Annotated in this window: 21 protein-coding genes and 2 pseudogenes; 10 read left to right on the top strand and 13 right to left on the bottom strand. The window is 68.8% G+C overall.

Translation table 11 applies throughout. The annotated features are described in order from the left end of the window. Positions 1–161: 161 nt before the first annotated feature. The 7 genes and pseudogenes from NGR01S_RS31955 to NGR01S_RS15575 form a co-directional block, all read right to left on the bottom strand. Positions 162–738 (bottom strand): annotated as a pseudogene (locus tag NGR01S_RS31955) (alpha/beta fold hydrolase); the annotation flags it as partial. 45 nt (positions 739–783) lie between these two features. Next, a pseudogene (locus NGR01S_RS33200) lies at positions 784–906 on the bottom strand (type II toxin-antitoxin system VapB family antitoxin); the annotation flags it as partial. 75 nt (positions 907–981) lie between these two features. Next, on the bottom strand, positions 982–1,626 hold the full coding sequence (locus NGR01S_RS15595) for a dihydrofolate reductase family protein (RefSeq protein ID WP_063037324.1): 645 nt from the start codon (positions 1,624–1,626) through the stop codon (positions 982–984). A gap of 479 nt (positions 1,627–2,105) precedes the next feature. Further along, the gene (locus tag NGR01S_RS15590) at positions 2,106–2,519 is read right to left on the bottom strand and encodes a PIN domain-containing protein (RefSeq protein ID WP_063037322.1); all 414 of its coding nucleotides are present in this window, start codon (positions 2,517–2,519) and stop codon (positions 2,106–2,108) included. Next, positions 2,516–2,734 (bottom strand): type II toxin-antitoxin system VapB family antitoxin, encoded by a 219-nt coding sequence (locus NGR01S_RS15585; protein WP_063037320.1) that lies wholly within the window; start codon positions 2,732–2,734, stop codon positions 2,516–2,518. Before NGR01S_RS15585 ends, NGR01S_RS15590 begins: the two co-directional genes overlap by 4 nt. Positions 2,735–3,262: 528 nt before the next feature. Then, a complete protein-coding gene (ychF, locus tag NGR01S_RS15580; RefSeq protein WP_063037318.1) occupies positions 3,263–4,342 on the bottom strand; it encodes a redox-regulated ATPase YchF in 1,080 nt (359 codons plus the stop codon). A gap of 12 nt (positions 4,343–4,354) precedes the next feature. Continuing rightward, complete coding sequence (locus NGR01S_RS15575; protein WP_063037316.1) at positions 4,355–4,549, bottom strand: hypothetical protein; 195 nt, start codon at positions 4,547–4,549, stop codon at positions 4,355–4,357. On the opposite strand from NGR01S_RS15575, the gene NGR01S_RS15570 reads away from it, so the two are divergent. The 4 genes from NGR01S_RS15570 (at position 4,548) to NGR01S_RS15555 (ending at position 7,567) form a co-directional block, all read left to right on the top strand. After that, positions 4,548–5,390, top strand: coding sequence for an AraC family transcriptional regulator (locus NGR01S_RS15570; protein WP_063037314.1), 843 nt, complete (start codon positions 4,548–4,550; stop codon positions 5,388–5,390). The genes NGR01S_RS15575 and NGR01S_RS15570 overlap by 2 nt on opposite strands. A 4-nt stretch (positions 5,391–5,394) precedes the next feature. Beyond that, positions 5,395–5,823, top strand: coding sequence for a VOC family protein (locus NGR01S_RS15565; RefSeq protein WP_063037312.1), 429 nt, complete (start codon positions 5,395–5,397; stop codon positions 5,821–5,823). Between the two features lie 149 nt (positions 5,824–5,972). Continuing rightward, complete coding sequence (locus tag NGR01S_RS15560) at positions 5,973–7,058, top strand: DNA polymerase III subunit beta family protein (protein ID WP_063037310.1); 1,086 nt, start codon at positions 5,973–5,975, stop codon at positions 7,056–7,058. Then, positions 7,055–7,567 carry a hypothetical protein gene (locus NGR01S_RS15555; protein WP_063037308.1) on the top strand — a complete coding sequence of 171 codons (513 nt, stop codon included), beginning with the start codon at positions 7,055–7,057 and terminating at the stop codon, positions 7,565–7,567. Before NGR01S_RS15560 ends, NGR01S_RS15555 begins: the two co-directional genes overlap by 4 nt. Before the next feature lie 59 nt (positions 7,568–7,626). Here the strand turns inward: NGR01S_RS15555 and NGR01S_RS15550 are convergent, their stop codons facing one another. The 3 genes from NGR01S_RS15550 to NGR01S_RS15540 all read right to left on the bottom strand — a co-directional run bounded on the left by NGR01S_RS15550 (position 7,627) and on the right by NGR01S_RS15540 (position 8,894). Continuing rightward, the gene (locus tag NGR01S_RS15550) at positions 7,627–8,148 is read right to left on the bottom strand and encodes a pyridoxamine 5'-phosphate oxidase family protein (RefSeq protein ID WP_063037301.1); all 522 of its coding nucleotides are present in this window, start codon (positions 8,146–8,148) and stop codon (positions 7,627–7,629) included. Positions 8,149–8,235: 87 nt separating this feature from the next. Continuing rightward, positions 8,236–8,673, bottom strand: a complete 438-nt coding sequence (locus tag NGR01S_RS15545) for a type II toxin-antitoxin system VapC family toxin (protein ID WP_063037299.1) — start codon at positions 8,671–8,673, stop codon at positions 8,236–8,238. Next, positions 8,670–8,894, bottom strand: coding sequence for a ribbon-helix-helix protein, CopG family (locus NGR01S_RS15540; protein WP_084481071.1), 225 nt, complete (start codon positions 8,892–8,894; stop codon positions 8,670–8,672). The genes NGR01S_RS15545 and NGR01S_RS15540 overlap by 4 nt, the downstream gene beginning before the upstream one ends. Before the next feature lie 181 nt (positions 8,895–9,075). Between NGR01S_RS15540 and NGR01S_RS15535 the strand changes: the two genes are divergently transcribed. From NGR01S_RS15535 to NGR01S_RS15515, 5 genes are all read left to right on the top strand, one after another. Continuing rightward, complete coding sequence (locus NGR01S_RS15535) at positions 9,076–11,337, top strand: carbon starvation CstA family protein (RefSeq protein WP_063037295.1); 2,262 nt, start codon at positions 9,076–9,078, stop codon at positions 11,335–11,337. Beyond that, positions 11,334–11,624 (top strand): YbdD/YjiX family protein, encoded by a 291-nt coding sequence (locus NGR01S_RS15530; RefSeq protein ID WP_063037293.1) that lies wholly within the window; start codon positions 11,334–11,336, stop codon positions 11,622–11,624. The genes NGR01S_RS15535 and NGR01S_RS15530 overlap by 4 nt, the downstream gene beginning before the upstream one ends. 256 nt (positions 11,625–11,880) lie before the next feature. Then, entirely contained in the window at positions 11,881–12,450 is a 570-nt protein-coding gene (locus NGR01S_RS15525; protein ID WP_157107280.1) for a hypothetical protein, read from the top strand. A 208-nt stretch (positions 12,451–12,658) separates the two neighbouring features. Next, positions 12,659–14,197 (top strand): Ada metal-binding domain-containing protein, encoded by a 1,539-nt coding sequence (locus NGR01S_RS15520; RefSeq protein ID WP_063037289.1) that lies wholly within the window; start codon positions 12,659–12,661, stop codon positions 14,195–14,197. Continuing rightward, a complete protein-coding gene (locus NGR01S_RS15515) occupies positions 14,197–14,727 on the top strand; it encodes a methylated-DNA--[protein]-cysteine S-methyltransferase (RefSeq protein WP_063037287.1) in 531 nt (176 codons plus the stop codon). Before NGR01S_RS15520 ends, NGR01S_RS15515 begins: the two co-directional genes overlap by 1 nt. 109 nt (positions 14,728–14,836) lie before the next feature. Here NGR01S_RS15515 and NGR01S_RS15510 read toward each other — a convergent pair whose 3' ends face one another. Together NGR01S_RS15510 and NGR01S_RS15505 are read right to left on the bottom strand one after the other, a co-directional pair. Then, positions 14,837–18,109: an AAA family ATPase gene (locus NGR01S_RS15510; RefSeq protein ID WP_063037285.1), complete on the bottom strand. Its 3,273-nt coding sequence runs from the start codon at positions 18,107–18,109 to the stop codon at positions 14,837–14,839. After that, a complete protein-coding gene (locus tag NGR01S_RS15505; RefSeq protein ID WP_063037283.1) occupies positions 18,106–19,302 on the bottom strand; it encodes a metallophosphoesterase family protein in 1,197 nt (398 codons plus the stop codon). Before NGR01S_RS15505 ends, NGR01S_RS15510 begins: the two co-directional genes overlap by 4 nt. Positions 19,303–19,574: 272 nt before the next feature. Between NGR01S_RS15505 and NGR01S_RS15500 the strand changes: the two genes are divergently transcribed. Next, positions 19,575–20,543: a DUF6542 domain-containing protein gene (locus tag NGR01S_RS15500; RefSeq protein ID WP_084481068.1), complete on the top strand. Its 969-nt coding sequence runs from the start codon at positions 19,575–19,577 to the stop codon at positions 20,541–20,543. 31 nt (positions 20,544–20,574) lie between these two features. Here the strand turns inward: NGR01S_RS15500 and NGR01S_RS15495 are convergent, their stop codons facing one another. Then, positions 20,575–21,582, bottom strand: a complete 1,008-nt coding sequence (locus tag NGR01S_RS15495; RefSeq protein WP_063037279.1) for a 4-hydroxy-3-methylbut-2-enyl diphosphate reductase — start codon at positions 21,580–21,582, stop codon at positions 20,575–20,577. Positions 21,583–21,890: the final 308 nt, after the last annotated feature.

The raw sequence follows: 21,890 nt of genomic DNA, 5'->3' as shown, positions 1-21,890 counted from the left end.
ATTGCGGCACTCCGGTAGCCGCCGGTCATCCCCGGATCGAGTCCGGGGCCCGGCGCCCAGCAGTCGTGTTCACCGATCGGCGGCCAGTATTGCCGCGAGGCCTTCCTGCAGGTCCTTGACGAAATACTCGGGAACCTCCAGCGACGGAAAATGTTCTCCATTTGCGGTCGGGTCGCCTGCTGCTTCGCGTATGCCGCGCGGTGGCGCCAGAATTGGCGGGTTTCCTCGGTCCATCCGCGTTCGGCCGCCGTCAGCCCTTCCGTTGTCAGCCCGGGCGGTGCCTCGGCGAACAGGGTGTGGATGCCGAGAACGTGCGCCGGGAACCTGCCGCCGAGAACCGTGGGTGATATTCCCGCCCCAGTCGCCACCGTGGGCTGCGAACCTGCGGTAGCCGAGCCTCGCCATGAGTTCGCCCCAGGCAGCCGCGATCTTTTCGGTTCCCCATCCGGTGGTGGCCGGCTTGTCGCTGTAGCCGAAGCCCGGCAGAGAGGGCGCAACGACGTGAAATGCCGGTGTGGCCGCATCTCTCGGATCTGCCAACTCGTCTATTACATCGACGAACTCGGCGATGCTGCCCGGCCAGCCGGGCGTCAGGATCAGCGGCGTGGCATGCGGCCGAGCGGATCGGCGGTGCAGGAAATGGATTCCCAGATCGTCGATGGTCGTACGGGACTTTCCACGCTCGAGTGGGCTGTCCGGCTTCCGCGGCTCGGTCTGTGACCGGATCTCCGCGAACACATCCTCGAACTCACCCTCGTCGATGGCGTCGAACAACTCCCGGCGTAGCCGCAGCTTCACGCCCTCCTCCATCGCCGCCCGTACTACCGCTGCCTTGGTCTTCACCCCGTATACCCGCATCGCCTGCTCGACGATCTCCTCGTCCAGATCAATGACAGTCCTGGCCATCGGTCATCCCTCCAGCCGATTCGAGCACATCGACCGGCGCAGCTCAGCGGTGATACAGCGCGTGGAGCAACACCCTCACTCGCGACGGTTCCGGTTCCACAGCTGGTGCGTCAGACCGCTGGATGTACTGATGGACTCGACGCTGAATCGCTCTTCCAGGCCGGTGAGGTGATCCCAGATCCGCACACCGGCACCGAGCACGATCGGAATGATCGACACGTGCAGAAAATCGATGAGATCGGCCTGGAGGAACTCGCTCACGGTGGACGGCCCACCACCGATCCGGACGTCCAACCCGCCGGCTGCCTCTTGGGCCAAGCGAAGCGCCTCCTGCGGTGCGGCATCCACGAAGTGGAAACTGGTGCCGTTGTCGAACTCGATCGCTTCGCGCGGGTAATGGGTCAGCACGAAGACCGGAGTGTGGAAGGGCGGCGCATCTCCCCACCATCCCGTCCAGCCGTCGTCCGGCCATTCGCCCGCCTGCGGGCCGAACTTGCGACGACCCATGATCTCCGCCCCGATGCCTTGGCCCCACATGCTGAACATGGCACGGTCGACGGTCACCGGTTCGTCGATTCCGTGAATGCCGTGGATGACGCGGCCATCGAACTTGCCGAAGAGCGCCTGAGCTCCGCCGATCGGCGCCTCGAATGTCACATGATCACCGGCGGCATACCCATCCGAGGAGACGAAGAGGTTGTGCACTCGCGTACGGGGCATAACGGACTCCAATGCATGTAGTTGCAAAATGCAATCAGCGGCATCGTATAGTAGGGCGATCGTCAACTGCAACCACTTCGGCGGGCCGGTTGGCGAGAGGTCCGCCCCGATCAGGGTGCGCAATCGATGCGGCGATCGAGGTGCTGGGCGACTCCCAGAACCTCCTCGTGCTTCGCGAATCGTTTTCGCCGGTCGCCCGGCACTTCCGCAAGCTCCTCAGGCAGCCGCGCAGCAGGGGCAACATCGCGGTGGTGACACGGATGACGCCGATCACGTTGGTTTCCACCACAGCTCGCACGGTCGTAGCGCACTGACCGAACCGGCCGGGGGCGGTACAGCCGAAACGGCGAGCCCCCACCCGGATAGGGGCTCACCAGAGTCTCCACCAGCAGCGCTACAAACGCGGCCCTACTTCTTCGCAGAGGCTGAGCAGCTACACGTTGAAGCGGAACTCGACCGCGTTTCGGCACCGAGCAACGTCATGGCGAAGGTGCGACATATTCGCACTGCAGGTCGGACACCCTCGCGATGTGCTCGAAGTCGTGGTCCGCGGCAAGCACGGTCGCATCGTTCACGATGGCGTAGCCGGCGATGAGGATGTCGTGCGAGCCGGCCGCCCGGACAAGCCCCGCGTTCCATAGTGCTGCCTGGATGTCGAGCACGAGCGATTCGTCGGGTGCATGCTCGAGCGGAAACCCGAGGGAGATCTGCTCTCGGTAGTCCGCGTGCTCTTCGGGCGTCCGGGCGCTGTGGCAGAACTCGAGCACCTGCGGCGGGCAGGTGACGAACAGGTCGGCCGGCGCTCGCTCGATACGCCGCAGGCGCGCAGTGATACCCGGGTCCCCAGTGGCCAGCCTCGCCCAGACCGAGTTGTCGACCAGGTAGTCGGTCACGAGGACTGGGACCCGCAAGGAGGGACCACCGGCGCGCCGAGTTCGTTGTCGAGGTCGGCCAGTCCTGCGATACCGTCGATCATCGCGCCCTTCTGCTTCGAGGCGATGAGCCGGCGCAACGCGAGGTCGAGGACGGCTCGGTTGGATCGCTCGCCCGTGAGCGCTCGGGCACGCTCGATGAGCTGCGGATCCAGGTCGACGCTGGTGACTGCCATGATTACCCCTCCCGTTTGCTATATGACCGATTATATATCGAGCGGGTGTCACAGGGCCACCCAACCGTACCGGGACTACAACTCGGGCATGAGTACCAAAGCCACCGAGCCCTGCGGGCCCTGCACCAGGGCTACTGCCACAAGTCCGCTCCATTACGCCCACTGGGGTCCATGGCCAAGAGATCTTGTGCAGACCCGAGAGAGAGCGTGCTGGCCGACGGATTCGGCCCGTGGGAAGCAGCCACCTCATACGAGCCCGAGCCGGATTGGGCTCCCCAGGCCAATCGTGACCTGGCAGCTGTCGCGGAACAATTCGCTCCGGGCCGCCGAGCGTCGGCAACGGAGATCATCGCGCAGGCCACACAGGATACGCGGACCAGTCCGCCGATTCCCAGCCACAGGTCAACGAAGCGGCGTAACCGCTCCCCCGCGTGGCCGGACTCAGCCGGCACGCTGCGGGCTCTGCGCGGGCCGTAAAGGCCGCCCAACCCGCTCCGCCGCAGTTCGGACAGCCTTTTGCCAGACTTCTCACACGTTGAATCTGAACTCGACCACGTCGCCGTCGGCCATGACGTAGTCCTTGCCCTCCATCCGGACCTTGCCCGCCGCCTTCGCCGCTGCCATGGACCCTGCCTCGACCAAGTCGTCGAAGGCCACCACTTCGGCCTTGATGAAGCCGCGCTCGAAATCGGTGTGGATGACACCGGCCGCCTTCGGCGCGGTGTCGCCCTGGTGGATCGTCCACGCCCGGGACTCTTTCGGGCCGGCGGTGAGGTAGGTCTGCAGGCCGAGGGTGTGGAACCCGGCCCGGGCCAGTGCGTGCAGGCCGGGTTCGGCCTGGCCGATGGATTCCAGGAGTTCGGTGGCGGATTCCTCGTCGAGTTCGAGGAGCTCGGATTCGACCTTGGCGTCCAGGAACACCGAATCGGCCGGCGCCACGGAGGCTTTCAGTTCGGCGACCCTGGCTTCGTCGCTGAGCACCGACTCGTCGGCGTTGAAGACATACAGGAACGGCTTCGTGGTGAGCAGGGACAGTTCCCTGAGCAGCTCCCCGTCGACTTCTTTCGCGGCCGCGAACAGCGTGCGGCCGCTGTTGAGGATCTCCTGGGCCTGCTTGGCGGCGTCGGCGTAGGGCTTGCGGTCCTTTTTGACCTTGGCTTCCTTCTCCAGGCGGACGACGGCCTTCTCGAGGGTCTGCAGGTCGGCGAGGATCAGTTCGGTTTCGATGACTTCGATATCGGAGGCCGGGTTCACCTGGCCGTCGACGTGCACCACATCGTCGTCGGCGAAGACGCGGACGACCTGACAGATGGCGTCGGCTTCGCGGATGTTGGCGAGGAATTTATTGCCGAGGCCGGCACCCTCGGAGGCGCCCTTCACGATGCCGGCGATATCGACGAAGGAGACCGTCGCGGGGACAGTGCGGGCCGAGTCGAAGATTTCGGCGAGCTTGTCCAGGCGGGGATCGGGCAGCGGAACCACACCGACATTGGGCTCGATGGTCGCGAACGGGTAGTTCGCGGCGAGCACGTCGTTGCGGGTCAGCGCATTGAACAGCGTCGATTTTCCGACGTTGGGCAGGCCGACGATTCCGAGGGTGAGACTCACGAGGACAGCAGTCTACGCGGGTGAGTGCCGCGGGTGACGGTCGGCCGGGGCGTGCGCGCGGGCGCCGGCACGGAGGGCGGCGGAGAAGGCGGCGAACTTCAGGTGGTCGCCGGGCTGCCCGGTGATGTCGAGGAGTTCGGTGGCCCGTTCGTGCTGGACGGCGCGGACGGCGAAGTATGTCGGCAGGTCGGCGTACCGTGAGTCCATGAAGCCGACCTCGCAGGTGGTGACGGCCTACCCGGCCCCCGCACTGGCCGCCTTCATCGACCGGTACATCGGATATCGGATGACCGGATACGAGGCAGGTCTGCACCGCGGGCTGCCCTCACGACATATGACGTTCATCGTCGCCATCGGACCCGACATCGATGTGATCAGCCAGACCGATGCCCGCCAATCACCGGACGACTACCGCTGCGTGCTCAGCGGACTCCAGGACGGTCCGGCGATGATCGCGCACGACGGCACCCAGGAGGGGGTGGCCATCAAGCTCACCCCGCTGGGCAGCCGGGCCCTGTTCGGGCTGCCCGCGGCGGAACTGTGGAGTACCTCGATCGAGTTCGCCGACCTCATCGGCGCGCCGGGACGGCAACTGTGGGAGGAACTCCAGGAGCAGCCGGGCTGGCCGCAGCGGTTCGCGGCGTGCGACCGCGTGCTCACCCGGCTGCTGGTCCCCGAACGGTCGGTGGTGCCGGAACTGAGCTGGGCGTGGCGGGCGGTGACGGGGTCGCACGGGACGATGGGTGTGGAACCGCTCGCCGAACGGGTCGGGTGGAGCCGCCAGTACCTCACCAAACGTTTCACGAGCGAGTTCGGGTTGAGCCCGAAGGTGGCCGGGCGGGTGGCTCGATTCGAGCGGGCCAAACAGATGCTGCTGCACACGCCGTCGTTCGTCTCCATCGCCCAGGTCGCCGCCACCTGCGGCTACTACGACCAGCCGCATCTCAACCGGGAGTTCGCCCGGCTGGCCGGATGCAGCCCCACGCAGTGGCTGGCCGAGGAGATTCCATCCGTCCAAGACCCGGAGATCACCGGCGGGCCAGGCTGAAACCATGACCGCAACCGAGAAAACCACCACGACCACCACACCCGCACCCGCCGTCTGGCCGTGCCTGGCCTTCACCGATGCCCGCGGCACCGCGGACTTCCTGGTCCGGGCGTTCGGCTTCGAGCTGACGGCCATGTACGCCCGCGAAGGGGACCCGTCGGTAATCGAACACGCCGAAATGCGCTGGCCGGAAGGCGGCGGGATCATGTTCGGCACCGCGAACAAGGGCGGTGGACTGCCGGAGCGGCGCGTACCGGGCACCGAATCGATCTACGTGGTCTGCGCCGACCCGGACGCGCTGTACGAGCGGGCCACCGCGGCCGGTGCGGAAACCGTCGCCGGGTTGAAGGACGAGGACTACGGGTCGCGCGGGTTCACGGTCGCCGACCCGGAGGGCAACTACTGGAGCTTCGGGACCTATCGAGGGCAGTGAACCGCGTCGCTGCGCCGGATCGGGACCGGCACATGGTTCGCTGTTCCCGGTGGCCGCGGCGGTGTCGAGCCCTGCCGCGGCGCCTCTTCGAAGCGGGCAACGCGATCGGGACTTGACCTTCAGGTCGCTCGAAGCCCGATGATGGGCGCGTGCCCGAATCCGACCTGATCACCATCGGCGCGTTCGCCCGCTCGTGCGGTATCACGGCCAGCGCGCTGCGCTTCTACGACGACTCCGGCCTGCTCGCACCGGCCGGGGTCGACGCGACCACCGGATACCGCTATTACGCACCCGCCCAGGTCGAGCGCGCGGTGACCATCCGCCGCCTGCGCGCCATCGAAATGCCGCTGGACGAGATCGCCCGCGTGCTCGCCAGCGACCCGCATACCGCGGCCGGGCTCATCGACGACCATATGGCGGGGTTGCTTCAGCGGACCCGGCAGGCACGGCGGACCGCCGAAGTGGTCAAGGCCGCGCTCGGCGAACCCTCCGGTTGGTGGGTGGCGACGGTGCGGGGGCCGGTGCTGGCGGCGGCGGTCGAGCAGGTACTCGCCGCCACCGGCACCGACCCCGAGCTGCCGGTGCTGGCCGGGGTGCGGCTCGAGGCGACGCCCGAATCGCTCACCCTCACCGCCACCGACCGCTACCGGCTCTCCACCCGCACGCTGGTCCCCGAACAGCCCGGATCCGCCGAATGGGCCGCCACGGTCGACGGCGCCGACCTGAGCGCGGCGCTGCCGGAGATCCGCAATACCCACTCCATCGATATAGAAGCCGGTGAACACAGCGTCCGGTTTCGCTCCACCGACGGCGCCGTACGCAGCTGCCGGACGCTGGCCGAGCCGTTTCCCGACCACCGCGGGCTGCTGGCCGCGCTGCCGGCGGCGCCCACCCACGCCGTGGTCGCCAAACACGACCTGATGCGCGCGCTGGAACAACAGCGCGACCGGTACCTGTGGGTGACGACCGCGGCGGGCACCCTCACCGTCTCGGGCACCGGAGGCGAGCCGCCGGCCGAAGTGTCCGCGTGGGTCACCGGCCCCGACAGCCAACTCGTCTTCGGGTTCACCATCCTGCACCCGGCCGTCGCCACCGCCATCGGCCCCGATGTGCGGCTGGATATCGGCGGCCGCACCGATCCGATGGTCGTCCGGTCCGCGGACAACGGCGACCTCACCACCCTGGCCATGCCGGCCGACCCCGCAGTTGCCGACGAGAACGGAACCCCGAGATGACCACCACCGACCAACTCTCCTCCGACGCCACCATGAACGCGATCACCGCGGCTGTCACACTCGGCCGGTCCGGGGACACTGCCGCCGCCCGCGAGCGTCTCCGCGAGCTCTGGCACGGTATCGGCGTCACCGGCGACCCCCTGCACCGCTGCACCCTCGCGCACTACCTGGCCGATCTCTACGACGATCCCGCCCAAGCGTTGGCCTGGGATATTCGCGCCCTCGACGCGGCCGACGCCCTCTCCGACGACAGGGTGCAGCGACACCATGCGAATTTGCAGGTCGCGGGGTTCTATCCGTCGCTGCACCTGAACCTGGCCGACAATTATCGCTGCCTCGGATCGTGGGACGCCGCCGCAGAACGGCTCGCGGCCGCACGCGAACGGCTGGACGCCCTTCCCGACGACGCCTACGGCGCGATGATCCGCGCCGCGCTCGACGAGGTGGCCGACGCGGTCACCCGACGGTCCACCGAGCGACGACCGAGTGCACCGAGCCCGGCTTCCTGACACCGTTCCCCGTGGCCACTGCCCGGCCCGGCCGACGCCGAACGGCCGGGCCGCCGTGATCACTGCGCGGTGAGCGCGGCGAAGTCGGGTGCGTAGACGGTCGTCCAGTGCGGGCGCAGCCGGAAGAACACCACGTCGTTGTCCCAGTCGAACGCGTCGACGCCGTAGAAATCCTGGAAGTAGGCGAGCAGTTCCGGCCACTCGGCATCCGGTTCGCCACTCACCGGGTTCAAGATCTCGGCGGTACCGTGCGTGAACACACCCAATCCCTCACCGCGCATATGCGCGACGCTCGCGGCCGGGCGGGCGGTGAGGTGACGGGCCTTGGCGGCAGTGCGCGCGGTGCCGAAGTACCACCGGCCGTGCAGGAAGTGCCCGTCGACTCCGCTCACCCGCGGTTCGCCCTTGGCGGTCACCGTGGACAGCGTGAGCAGGCACATACCGGTGAGAACCGAGGTGAGCTGCGCAGCGGTCAGGGTGCGGTCCGTGGCGATGATCGAGCGGAGATGACCTGTGGCACCCGAGAGAGAGGTGTCGAGCAGGGTCTGCAGTGCGGCCAGTTCTTCGGGGGTTTCGCGCATTGCCCCACTGTATGTGCGCCGGGCCGCGTTCCGGTTGACCGAAATTGCTGCATATACCGGGCTGTTGTCGTTCGGTCGGAGAGGGGGCTACTGGAGGTCATCGGGCAGTAACCTGAAGGCCGCGTACCCGGTCAGCGGTCGCAGCACCCGGAAATCGCGGCGGTCCAGAGTGAGCACCGCATCGGTATCGAACGCCTCCGCGAGACATACGCACATCGCGTCGACCAGATCGAGGTTCATCGCCGCGTAGTGTCCACGGATCTCGACAGCCGTACGGATCGCCCTGGCGTCGACCTCCGGCACGACGATACGACCCGCGGCTATGCGATCGGCTATCAGCCGCAGAATTCCGTCGGCTACGCGGCGCTCGGCTCGGATACTCGCCACGTGGTGTACCTCTGTCAGCGCGAGCGGACTCACGACGAGGGCGCTGGCGGAATCAGCAGCGCGGCGGGCCGCGAAGTGTTCAGGGTCGGACCGGTTGAAGAGAGCCAGGAGTCCGGAAGTATCCGCGACGACTATCACGCCGACCGGTTCATGGCATCGTGGATCTCGTCTTTACCGATCGGCCCGCCGAGGTCGAAGGTCTCCTCGTCGGTCAGGAGGGGCGTATCCCACCGGCGGTGGCGCAACAGATAGGCGCGTACGGCATCCCGGGTTATCTCGTTCTTCGACCGTCCCTCGGCATCGGCCTGCGCGTTGAGCGCCTGCTCTTCGTCATCGGGTAAGCGCATTGTCCAGGCCATACCGCGATGATACCAAGCTAGATACCATTCAGGATCCCGTTAGCTACCCGAGTACGAGAGAGAGGAACGTTCCGCTCGCCGCACCACAACGACCGTTCACCGCAACCGCCGAAGCGCCGAACGGCCATCGGTTACGTTCGTGTGGCCGGCATGTTCCAGCTCGCTGTACAGGAGTTGCCCGATGGGGACTATCGAATATCTCAAGACCGACCCCGACCTACCACCCGTGGGTGTGGTCGACCGGTCCCCGATCACGCCCGCGAAGAAGGCGATCTTCGCGGCCATCGCGGTACTCGGCGCCGTGGCCTGGACGATCCTCGCGATCGCACGGGGTGAATCCGTGAACGCCGTGTGGATCGTGATCGCGGCGGTGTGTACCTACATCGTCGCCTACCGCTTCTATGCGCGGCTCATCGAATACAAGGTCGTCAGACCCCGAGACGACCTGGCGACTCCGGCCGAGATCCTGGACAACGGCAAAGACTTCATGCCGATGGACCGCCGGGTTCTCTTCGGGCATCATTTCGCGGCCATCGCGGGGGCGGGGCCACTGGTCGGGCCGGTGCTGGCGGCGCAGATGGGGTACCTGCCGGGCACCATCTGGATCATCGTCGGCGTCGTGTTCGCCGGCGCGGTGCAGGACTACCTGGTGCTGTGGGTGTCGATGAAACGGCGCGGGCGCAGTCTCGGGCAGATGGCGCGCGACGAACTCGGGGTCATCGGCGGTGTGGCCGCCATCATCGGCGTCCTGGTGATCATGATGATCCTGCTCGCGGTGCTGGCACTGGTGGTGGTGAACGCGCTGGCGCACAGCCCATGGGGTGTCTTCTCCATCGCGATGACCATCCCGATCGCCCTCTTCATGGGCGTGTACCTGCGGTATCTGCGACCGGGCCGGGTCGGTGAGATCTCGGCGATCGGTTTCGTCCTGCTGATCCTGGCGATCGTCGCGGGTGGCTGGGTCTCGCACAACGACACCTGGGCCGGCTGGTTCACCTTCCATCCCGTCACCATCTCGTGGATGCTGATCGGCTACGGTTTCGTCGCCTCCGTGCTGCCGGTATGGCTGCTGCTGGCCCCGCGCGACTATCTGTCGACCTTCATGAAGATCGGCACCATCGGCCTGCTCGCGGTCGGCATCCTGGTGACCTTGCCGGTGCTGAAGGCGCCCGCGGTCTCGGAGTTCGCCACCTCGGGCACCGGTCCAGCCTTCGCGGGCAGCCTGTTCCCATTCCTGTTCATCACCATCGCCTGCGGTGCGCTGTCCGGTTTCCACGCGCTGGTGTCCTCGGGTACCACGCCGAAACTGCTGGAGAAGGAATCGCATGCCAAGGTGATCGGCTACGGCGGCATGCTGATGGAATCGTTCGTGGCGGTGATGGCGATCATCACGGCGTCGATCATCGACCAGCATCTGTACTTCGCCATGAACGCCCCGGCCGGCGCGACCGGCGGCACCGCGGAAACCGCCGCGGCCTACACGAACGGCCTGGGCCTCTCCGGTCCGCCGACGACCGGCGCCGAACTGAGCCAGGCCGCGGCCGATGTGGGTGAGGAATCGGTGATCTCCCGCACCGGCGGCGCCCCGACTCTGGCCATCGGTATCTCCGAAGTGTTCGCCGGGTTCCTCGGCGGCGCCGGGATGAAGTCGTTCTGGTACCACTTCGCGATCATGTTCGAGGCGCTGTTCATCCTGACCACCATCGACGCGGGCACCCGCGTGGCGCGGTTCATGCTGTCCGATTCGCTGGGCAACCTGCGCGGCCCGGCGCGTAGGTTCGCCGATCCGTCGTGGCGGGTGGGCGCGTGGGTGTGCTCGGCGGTCGTGGTGGCAGCCTGGGGATCGATCCTGCTGATGGGTGTGACGGATCCGCTGGGCGGGATCAACGCGCTGTTCCCGCTGTTCGGTATCGCGAACCAACTGCTGGCCGCGATCGCGCTGGTGGTGGTGCTGACGATCCTGGTGAAGAAGGGCCTGACGAAATGGGCCTGGATTCCCGGTATCGCCCTGGCCTGGGACCTCATCGTCACCATGACCGCGTCCTGGCAGAAGATCTTCTCGGCCGATCCGAAGGTGGGCTACTGGAAACAGAACAGCATCTGCCGGACCGCCCGCGACGCCGGCGAGCTGTGCCTGACGGCGAAAACACCCGGTGACGTGGATGCGATCATCCGCAATACGTTCATCCAGGGTGTGCTGTCCATCGTTTTCGCGGTGCTGGTGCTGATCGTGGTGCTGGCAGCGGCCCGGGTCTGCTACCGCACCGTGAAATCGGGCGATACCTCGACCACCGAATCGCCGGAGGAACCGTCGAAGATCTTCGCGCCCAGTGGCTTCCTGGTCACCGCGGCGGAGAAGGAGGTCCAGCGGCAGTGGGACGAGCGGATCGCGCAGGGCGAGCCCGCGGTGCCGGGAGCGGCACACGCGGAGGTGCGGAGTTGACCGGGCGGCTCGCGGCGGTGCCGGGCGTGCGCGCCGGGACCGGGCGTGCCGAGCGATCCGAGCCACGCGGGGTGCCCGCGACGCAGGCCCGCGGGGTACGGGCGTTCGCCCGCGGGGCGCGGGCGGTGTTCCGGTACCTGGACTCCGTCGTCGGTGGGCAGGACTACCAGCGCTACCTCGCGCATATGCGGAGGGCGCATCTCGATCGCCCGGTGCTGAGTGAGCGGGACTACTGGCGGGAGCGGTACGCCGACGCGGAACGCAACCCGGGCGCGCGCTGCTGCTGAGCAGGACCGCGCGAGTTACGGCGGGGCCGGTGAGCCGGTCTCACCGTAGCGTCCGCACGGCCTGTGTCGCATCGGACGAACAATGCGGCCACCGTATCCTGGGGTGCACCATGATGAGAGATGGTGTTCGCGTTGAATTCACCGGGGAACACATCTGCCAGGCCGACGGATTCCCGGATTGAATTCGGTGACCGTGCGAACCTCATCCAGTTCCCCGGTTCTCGTCCTCCGTCCGTCGGTAGCCCAGAGGTGGGGCTTGCCCGGAGTGTTCACCGTGCTGTGGGGGCTGGTTCTCTGCTTCGTCTGGGTACCCGAACGGTCGAGGAGCCTGCTCCAGGTCGTCTTGCTCTGTGTGATCATCACAGTCGTGATCCCCGCTTGGTCGCTCAACCGAGCGCGGGTGGTGCTCGATCCGGACGAGATCGGGCACGCGAAAGTACGGCTGCTGGGCAGGGTGCGGCGCTGGCCCCGATCCGAGGTCGGGATGGTGGTGCGTGCGAATCTCATGGGCCCGCCGTCGCCTTTCACGACCACATCGGCCGTGCACAACGTATTCGTACTCGACACCCGGGGGAAACTGCTCATCAGGGCAAAAGCCACCATCTACACCCGGCACGACCTGGACCGGCTGGTGACCGAGCTCGGTGTCCGCGTTCGTAGCGCACACCGCGAGGTGACAGCCGAGAAGTTCGCCTCGATCTACCCTGGTCTCGTGTGGTGGTTCGAGCGCAGGATCGTCCTCGTGCTGGTCATAGTCACCACGACGCCGATAGCCGCAACTCTGTTGTTCTGCGCGCTTGTGGCGTGGGATGTGATCCGGCTCTGATCGGCGAATGACCGGGGACCGGCTGCCGATGCACGTTGCTGCCACTCATTCGGTGAGGGACGCCGGCCGCGTGCACCGAGCGCCGGCCGAAGTCCAGGACCTGTGTCGGCGCGGCCTCGGTGCCGAGGCGATGCATGGTGGTTTCCACTCGGCGGCAATGTCTGTTTTCCGCTAGCTCGGAGCTTCGCGAGCTGACATCGTGTGTGGGGTGAGCATCACGGCCCTGGATTTCGAACGCTGCTATCGCGCGGTTTCGGCCCGCGACTCCCGTTTCGACGGGCAGTTCTACACCGCCGTGCGCACCACTGGAATCTATTGCCGGCCGTCCTGCCCGGCGCTCACTCCGAAGCGCACCAATGTGACCTTTCTGCCGACCGCGGCCGCGGCCCAGCAGGCGGGCTACCGCGCCTGCCGCCGCTGCCTGCCCGATGCCGCGCCCGGGTCGCCCCTCTGGAACACCCGCGCGGATCTGGCCGCCCGGGCCATGCGGCTCATCGGAGACGGCGTGGTGGAACGCGGCGGGGTCCCCGCGCTGGCCTCGGCGCTCGGCTATTCGCAGCGTCAGCTCACCCGGGTGCTCACCACCGAACTCGGTGCGGGCCCGCTGGCCCTGGCGCGCGCTCACCGGGCGCATACCGCGCGACTGCTGATCCAGACCACCGCCATGCCCATGTCGGATATCGCCTTCGCCGCCGGTTTCGCCAGCATCCGGCAGTTCAACGACACCGTGCGCGAGGTCTTCGCGGTCAGTCCCAGCACCATGCGCACCGAAGCGCAGCGCACTCGCGACCGCACCGGCCCGGCCGCCAACGGCACGCTGTCCCTGCGCCTGCCCTACCGGGCACCGCTGGACCGCGACTGGCTGAACTGGTTCCTGTCCGCCCATGTGGCACCGGGCCTGGAACTCTGGCAGACCACGTCCGGCGGCGGAAACCACTACCTGCGCACCCTCCGCACGCCGCACGGTTACGCCGGCGTCCGGCTCGCGGTCCTGCCCGGGCATGTTCAGGCGGAACTGACCCTGCGCGATATGCGCGATCTCGCGCCCGCGGTGGCCCGGGTCCGGCATCTGCTCGACCTCGACGCCGATCCGGTGGCCATCGACGAGGCGCTCACCCGGGCGCGTGAGGGCACCGAGGCACCGCACGACGATCCGAACACTCGTTTCGCTCCCGGGATCCGGGTACCGGGATGTGTGGACGGGCCGGAATTGCTGCTGCGCACCATGATCGGTCAGCAGATCTCGGTGGCGGCGGCCAATACGCATACGGCCCGGCTGGTCGCCGCCCTCGGCGAACCGGCGGACGGGCCGGTCGGCCGGTTGTTCCCGGCGCCGGAGGTGATCGCCGAACGCGGCGCCGAAGTACTGACCGGCCCCGCCCAGCGGATCCGTTCCATCACCGCCGCGGCGGCGGCGCTCGCTTCCGGCGACCTGGTCCTGCACCAGGGCCGTACGGCCGCCGACCTGCGACGCGATCTGCTCGCGCTCGACGGGGTCGGACCGTGGACCGCCGACTACGTCACCATGCGGCTACTCGCCGACCCCGACATCATGCTGCACACCGACCTCGTCATCCGCCGCGGCGCCGTCCGCCGCGGTATCGACCTGACCGATACGACGCGGTGGTCGCCCTGGCGTTCCTATCTCTGCATGCACCTGTGGCGCACCGAACTGCGCAGCCGGGCCGAATCACGGAAAGCCGCCGCACCCGGCACCGAAACCGACGCGAAAGTGAGTACCGACTGATGTCCACCGCCACCCTGCCCGCCGCGGCCACCACCGCGACCGCCGACGTCGCCACCGTCGACACCCCGCTCGGCCCGTTCACCACGATCGTGGCCGCCGACGGCGCGGTCCTGGCGTCCGGATGGACCGCCGCGCCCGAAGAACTCCGCACACTGATCCACCCCGGCCTGCGCCCTTCCCACCTGCGCGCCCGCTCTGAACTGGGTGCGGTGACCGACGCTGTCACGGCCTACCACCGCGGCGACACGGCCGCGATCGATCCCGTCCCCGTGCGTCAGCGCTCGGGCGAATTCCTCCAGCACGCGTGGGAGGTGCTGCGCACGGTGCCCGCGGGACAGCCGATCACCTACACCGCGTTCGCCGCGCGCTCCGGCCGACCGGCCGCCACCCGCGCCGCGGCCAGCGCCTGTGCCCGCAACGCGGCCGCCCTGTTTGTGCCCTGCCACCGGATCGTGCGCACCGACGGCACCCTCGGGGGTTTCCGCTGGGGTCTGGACATCAAGCGACAGCTGCTCGATCTCGAGAGTTGACTCCCCCCACGCCTGAAGGCCGAGGACTCCCGCAGTCATCTGCGGGGTCCGCTTCCTCCCCCGACCGAAGCCGAGGGCTTCCTCGGAGCCATCAGGTGAATCCGCGCGGTCAGGCGATGGTGGCGTGCAACCGGGAACCGTTGCGGCCGCGCACCACGTGCAGGCGGCTGGGTATACGCTGCCGCATCTCGTCGACGTGACTTACCAGCCCCACCACCCGGCCCCCGGCGCGTAGTTCGTCGAGAACGCCCATCACCGCGTCGAGGGTGTCCGCGTCCAGGCTGCCGAAACCTTCGTCGATGAACAGGGTGTCGAGGATGATCCCGCCCGCCTCGGCCGCGACGGTATCGGCCAGCCCCAGCGCGAGCGCCAGTGACGCCATGAAGGTCTCCCCACCGGAAAGCGTGCGAGCGGGCCGGATGGCGCCGGTGTAGTCGTCGCGGATATCCAACCCGAGCCCGCCGCGCCGGCCGTGGGTTCCGGCCCGGTCGGTGTGCACGAATTCGTACCGGCCGCCCGACATCCGGCGCAACCGGGCCGACCCGGCCACCGCGACCTCCTCGAGCCGGGCCGCCAGCACATAGGAGCGCAGCGACATCCGCCGGTTGTTCGCGCCGCGGCCCGCGACCACCTCCGCCAGCTCGGCCAGTTCCTGATGAGCCCGCTGCGCAGGGGCGATCAGATCCACGGCCGCCCACAGCTGCCCGCACAGGGTTTCCAGGCGGGTGACCCGGTGCACGGCGGCGGAATGGGCCGCGACCGCCTCGTCCAGCGCGGCCCGGGCGGTCCGCACGGCTGCTTCGAGCGCTTCGGGATCACCGGGCGCGGTGCCGGCGGCGGCCCGTATCTCCGGTTCGTCCACTACGGCTTGCGCGGCGGCCCGTATCTCCTCCGCCGCGGCCAGGGCAGCGCTCAGTGTGTCCTGCCGCTGCGGGGAGCGGGTCGCGGCGCCGATCAGGGGCGAGTAGATCCGCAGCGTCGCCGACATCTCCGCCGAGCCGGCTGCCGGCACCCGGCCCCAGGCGCCCGCATTATCGGCCGCGGGATCCGGCGCGGCGCCGGCGGCACTCGTGGGCGGGGCCAGGCCCGCCGATCCGGCCAGTCGTTCGACCCGCAGCACACAGGTGGCCGCCCGTTCCCATGCCGCGCGGACCGCGGCATGGGTGTCCCGCCGGTCGCCCGCGGCGGCGATCAGCGCGTGCAGGCGCTCCCGGCGACGAGCGATGGTCCGGTCCCGTCCGGCGGCCGTACGCAGCTTCTCATCGATTTCGGCGAGCCGGGTCTGCGCGGACTCGATCCGCGCCGCGACTGCTCCCGCCCGGGTCTCGGTATCGCGCAGGGCATCGTGCAACCCACTCTCATCACTACGCAGGCGGGTGAGTTCGGCGGTGCACGCATCGGCCGATTCGGCCAGTTCCTCCGCGTCCCCGCACTTCTCGGTGGCTTCGCGCAGCTCGGCCGCGAGTTGTACGCGGTCGGTATCGCCGCCGCGGGCCAGCAGTGCCTCGATCTCCCGCTCCACCTCGGCCAGCGCCGCCCGCGCGCGTTCGCGTGCCACGTCGGCGGTACGTTCGGCGGCGGCCGCCGTCGCCTCGTCCTCGGTCGATACGGCGCCGGCCGCCGGCCGCGCCGGCCGGGGATGCTCGGCCGAACCGCACACCGCGCACGCCTGCCCGTCGACCAGGCGCCCGGCGAGTTCCGCCGCCATTCCGGCCAGCCGGCGTTCCCGCAGGTCCAAAACGTGTTCACGGGCCTCCAGGTGCCGGGCGCGCACCGTATCGAGATCCACCCGGGCCCGGTCGAGCGAGGTGCGCGCCCGAACCAGATCCACCGCCGCGGTCGCGGCCTCCTGCAAGCGCCGGAGTTCGGTCCGCAGACCGGGCAGCGTGGCTTTCGCCTCGTCGGCTTCCCGCGCCCGCGCCTGCGCGGCGGCGATGGCCTCGGGGAGCCGGGTCCGGTGTTCGGTGAGTGCGGCCGAACGCTCGCCGAGCTCGGCCGCCGCGGCATGGAGTTCGGCCAGTTCCCCGCGCAAAGTGTCGGCCGTGGCCGCGTCGGCGCGGATCTCGCCGAGTTTGCCCAGGAGCGCACTCCATCCGCGGATCGCGGTATCGAGGCCGAGGTCCTCGTCATAGCCGGCTCGATCGTCCATTCGGTCCGGCTCGTCGACACCGGTCTCGCCGAAGCTCTGCCGAGACGCACCGGGAGCTACGTCGAACAGTGCGAATTCGTCCTCCGACGAGGGGCCCTCGACCGCGAAATCCTCCGCGGGCAGCTCGTCCCCGGTTCGCCCGGCGGTCGGGTCCGGCACCAGACGGATACCCGGGATATCCGCACTGCCGGGTTCCGCGGCCAGCCGGGCCAGGTTCTCGGCCGCGGTCGCGGATTCCTCCTCCCGGCTGCGCGCCGCGCGGACCGCCGCCTCGGCCTCGGCCAGCGCCGCGGCCACCGGTTCGGCGCGGCGCGCACGATCCAGTTCGCCACGGTCCGCGGCGCGCGCCTGGGCGTCGGCGGCGTACTGCTCGAGCTGCTGCCGGGCCAGTGCCAGCCGGCGCCGCTGTTCGGCCGCCCGCCGCTCCTGTTCGGCCTGTTCGTCGGCGCGCGCCGACTCCACACGCCGTTCATCGAGTTCGTGCTGCGCTTTCTCCACCTCGCCGCGTGCCGCGGCCAGCAGATCCTGCGACCACTCGACCGCGTCCAGAATGTCGATCCGCTCGGTGCGGTCGATCCCGGCCGTTACCGCGACCCGGGTGATCAGGTCCTCCACATTGCGCTGCTGGGCGCCGATCTGCTCCCCCGACAATTTGCGCTGGGCGGTGAGCCACTGTTCGGCCGACCCGAAACGTCCGGTGTCGAAAAGTTTCTCGAGCAGTCGTTCGCGATCCTCGTTCTCCGCGCGCAGGAACTTCGCGAAATCTCCCTGCGGCAGCAGCACCACCTGGAAGAACTGATCGGCGCTCATCCCGAGCAACCGCACGATCTCGTCGCCGATCTCGTTGATCCGCGAGAGGTTGGTGCCCTGTCCGTCCAGCCAGGCCAGCGTGGCCTTGGCGTTCTCCACCCGGGTCCCGCTACCGCGCAGCTTCGGCCGCTCGAACTCCGGTTGCCGGGTGAGCCGGAGTCGCCGGCCGCCCAGCGTGGCCTCGAGCACCACCTCCGGGCGGGTGTGCGCGGGCGCGTGGTCGGAGTGCAGTCGTTTGTCCCCCCGTGCCCCCGGCACCCGCCCGTACAGGGCGTAGGCGATGGCGTCGAGCACCGTGGTCTTCCCGGCGCCCGTCTGCCCGTGCAGTAGGAAGAGGCCATCCGCGCCCAGTTCGTCGAAATCGACGGACGCCGTCTCGGCGAAGGGACCGAAGGCCGTCATCTCCAGCCGGTGCAGTCTCATGCGGTGAGTTCCGTATCGGCCGCCGGTGATGCGCCGAGATCGTCGCGGACCACCTCTGTCTCCCGGACCGCAGCGGCCATGGCTCGGGTCAGCCAATCCATTTCCGAGGTGTTCGGCTCGCCGCGCACATCGGTGAGGAAGGTGTGGGCGATATCGGTATCGGCGCGGCCGCGCACCCGCTCCCGGTAACGCAGGGCCGGGTCGCCCCGGGGCCGTTCCCATTCCACGTGCACCGCGTACGGGAAACGCTCACGCAATCGGCGCATGGCGTCCACCGGGCGGGCGTAGTCGGTGAGCGATACCGAGACGTAGTGCTGCTCGGCCGTTTCCCACGCGGGGTCGGTCAGCAGGTCCTCCAGAGTCCCGGTGAGCCGGCTCAGCCCGCGGACCAGCGGCAATTCCAGACCGCGCACCCGGGCGGGGCCGGTATCACCGAGGTCCACCAGCCACGCCTTCTTGCGGTGCGTGCTCTCCCCGAACGAATACGGAAGCGGCGAGCCCGAATAGCGCACCGTTTCGGCGAGGGTCTGCGGCGAATGCAGATGCCCGAGCGCGACATAGTCGAAACCCGGCTCGGTGAACATCCCCAGCGGCACCGTCTCCACTCCGCCCACCGAGATCGACCGCTCCGAGCCCGTCGCCGCACCGCCCACCACGAAGGCGTGCGCCAGCAGTACCGTCCGAGTGTCCGGCCGCTGCGCGATATCCACCCGGATCCGTTCCAGTACCGCCGCGAGCACCTCGGCATGCGACCGGGCCCGCGGCACGCCGAGCTCGCCGCGGCATATCTCCGGCTCCAGATAGGGGATGCCGTAGAAGGCGACCGCACCGTGCTCGTCGGACAGCAGCACCGGCTGTGCCGAATCCGCCACCGTGGTGCGCAGATACAGCCCGCCGGCCGCCGCGAAACCGGCGCCCGCCCCGAGCCGCGTCGGCGAATCGTGGTTACCGGAGGTGACCACGATGCGCGCCCCGGCCGCCCGGATGGCCTCGAACCCCCTGTTGCAGACCGCGATCGCGTCCGCGCTGGGGATGGAGCGATCGTAGACATCGCCGGAAAGCACGACGGTGTCCACCTCTTCGGCGGCCACGAGCTCGGCGATCGCTTCGAGTACCCGCGACTGGTCGGCCAGCAGGTCCACGCCGTGAAAGGTGCGACCGATATGCCAGTCCGACGTATGCAGGATTCGCATGACGGCGAATTTAGGGCACCGCACCGACAGCTTCAATGCCGGTACCGATACCCGGGACGCCACACCGGCAACACGCCGAGACCCGTACCGCCCCTGGCCCGGCGGACCCGTGACCACCAAGGACAGTGTCTCCATTGCGCCATCGTGTTGCGCGCCACCCATATCCCTTGACGGAATGTATACCGCCGCCGACCACCGTTTCCGCACAATCGGGGAGCCGGACCCGCCGTGCCGTAACACAGCCGACCCTTCCGGACGATAGTGTTCAATACGTGGCTGCTTCCCAACGAGTGAATTCCCGGGTGCCCGCGCCGCAACGTTCGTTATTGCCGACGGTGCCGGGTGTCCCGGCTTATGCCGCGGTTCTCATCGCTGCGGTCTGCACCTTCCTGGGTTTCCTCATCGATGCCCTCGGCGACGTCACGGACCTGACCGGCACCTTCAGCGCGTTCTACATCCTCGGATGTCTGGCGGCGGTGGCGGCGGTGCGGTTCCGCGGCCTGTTCACCACCATGGTGTTACCGCCGCTATTGCTGTTCGTGGCCGTACCGATCGCATACCGTCAGCTCACCGGGACCGGCACCGCCTCCCTCAAGGACATCCTGCTGAACCTGGCGATCCCGCTGGTGCACCGTTTCCCGCCGATGATGCTGGCCACCGTCCTGGTGCTGATCATCGCCGGGATCCGGATCGCACAGTTCCGCTCGGAGAACGCGGCCCGCGAGACCGCCGCCGCCCGGCGCGGCACGAGCTGGGGCCGTAGCGAACGGCGCGCGACCCGCGGCGAGACCAAGGAACGGGCAGAGAACCGGCCCCGCCGCGAGACCGCGAAGCGGCCGAGCCGCGGACAGGCGAAGCGTCCCGTGGGCGAAGGCAAAACGGCCCGAGGGAGCAAACCCTCGCGCGCCGAGACCCTGGCGGCACGATCCAAGGCCAACGGCCGGACCAAGGCGAAAGCGCGGCCGAAACGACCCGAGAACCCCGAGCCCGATTACACCCACGAATCGTTCGACGAGCCCCCACGCCGCGGCGGCCGGGGCCGTCCGCCCGCCGAGCCGGCCGCGCGGGGCGCCGCCCCTCGCACCCGTGAGATGCGTCAGCACCGGCCCGCCCGCCCGGCGGCACCGGTCCCGGACGAACCGGTGCGCGCGAACGCCCGCCGGGGCGAGCCGGCCCGGGCACCGCAGACCGCCCGGGTCCGCGAACCGATTCCGGAACGGCGGCGTCCCGAGCGCCGCTGAGCGCCGGGCCGTCGCCTGAGGTGAGCGCGGGTCAGCGCCGAGCGGCCCGCAGCTCCCGGGGCAGTGCGAACACGAGGGTCTCGTTCGCGGTGGTCACCGGCTGGACCTCGCCGAACCCGTGTTCGGCGAGCATGTCCAGCACTCCGCGCACCAAGATCTCGGGGACCGACGCGCCGGAGGTGATCCCGACCGTGCTCACCCCCTCGAGCCACGCCGGGTCCAACTCGCGCGCGTAGTCCACCAGATACGACGCGCGGGCCCCGGCGCCGAGGGCCACCTCCACCAGGCGCACCGAGTTCGACGAGTTGCGCGAACCCACGACGATCACCAGATCGCATTCCGGGGCCATCGCCTTCACCGCGACCTGCCGGTTCTGGGTGGCGTAGCAGATATCGTCACTGGGCGGATCCTGCAGCGCCGGGAACTTCTCCCGCAGCCGCGACACCGTCTCCATGGTCTCGTCCACGCTCAGCGTGGTCTGCGACAGCCAGATCACCTTGGACTCGTCACGTACGGTCACCTTCTCGACCGCGTCCGGACCGTCGACCAGTTGGACGTGTTCGGGGGCCTCGCCGGCGGTTCCCTCGACCTCCTCGTGGCCCTCGTGGCCGATCAGCAGGATGTCGTAGTCGTCACGAGCGAAGCGTTTGGCCTCCTGATGGACCTTGGTCACCAGCGGACAGGTCGCGTCGATCGTGCGCAGGTTGCGCTCGGCGGCGGTCGCGTGCACCGCGGGCGAGACACCGTGCGCGGAGAACACCACCAGTTCCCCTTCGGGGACCTCGTCGGTGGTGTCGACGAAGATCACGCCGCGCTCGCGCAGCGTTTCCACCACGTGGCGGTTGTGCACGATCTCCTTGCGGACGTAAATCGGCGCCCCGTGCTTCTCCAGCGCCTTTTCCACGGTTTCGACGGCACGGTCCACACCCGCGCAGTATCCGCGCGGTTCGGCGAGCAGCACTCGTTTTCCTTCGGGGGCGGCGGTCGCGGCGCCGGCCGAGCGAGCGATTCCGACATTCAACGGTATTGCCGAGGACATGCCCCACAGAATACGTGCGTACCTCCGTGCCCGCCGCGCCCGTGCACCCCGCCGGCCGCGCCGCGCCCCGACCACCGGTTCGACCCGTTCACCCCGCTCACCGGCGGCCCTCGACGGCCCCGCGGCACCGGTCGCCGGGGAACCACCCCTGGAAGAGGTGTGCGGGTTCACCCACCGATCCGGCTCTGCGCCGGTTCCGGATTTCCGCGACGCATCCGCGGGAGCGTCCGCCCGCCCAACGCCCGGCATCCACCGAGACCCGCCGCGGCGTGCCGGGTACGCGCACCCTCTTTTGCGTACCCCGCTAT

Origin of the sequence: Nocardia grenadensis NBRC 108939, assembly GCF_001613445.1 — a bacterium.
Taxonomy (GTDB): Bacteria; Actinomycetota; Actinomycetes; order Mycobacteriales; family Mycobacteriaceae; genus Nocardia; species Nocardia grenadensis.
The sequence above is the reverse complement of the archived record's forward strand: the minus strand, read 5'-3'. Positions and strand labels throughout refer to the sequence as shown.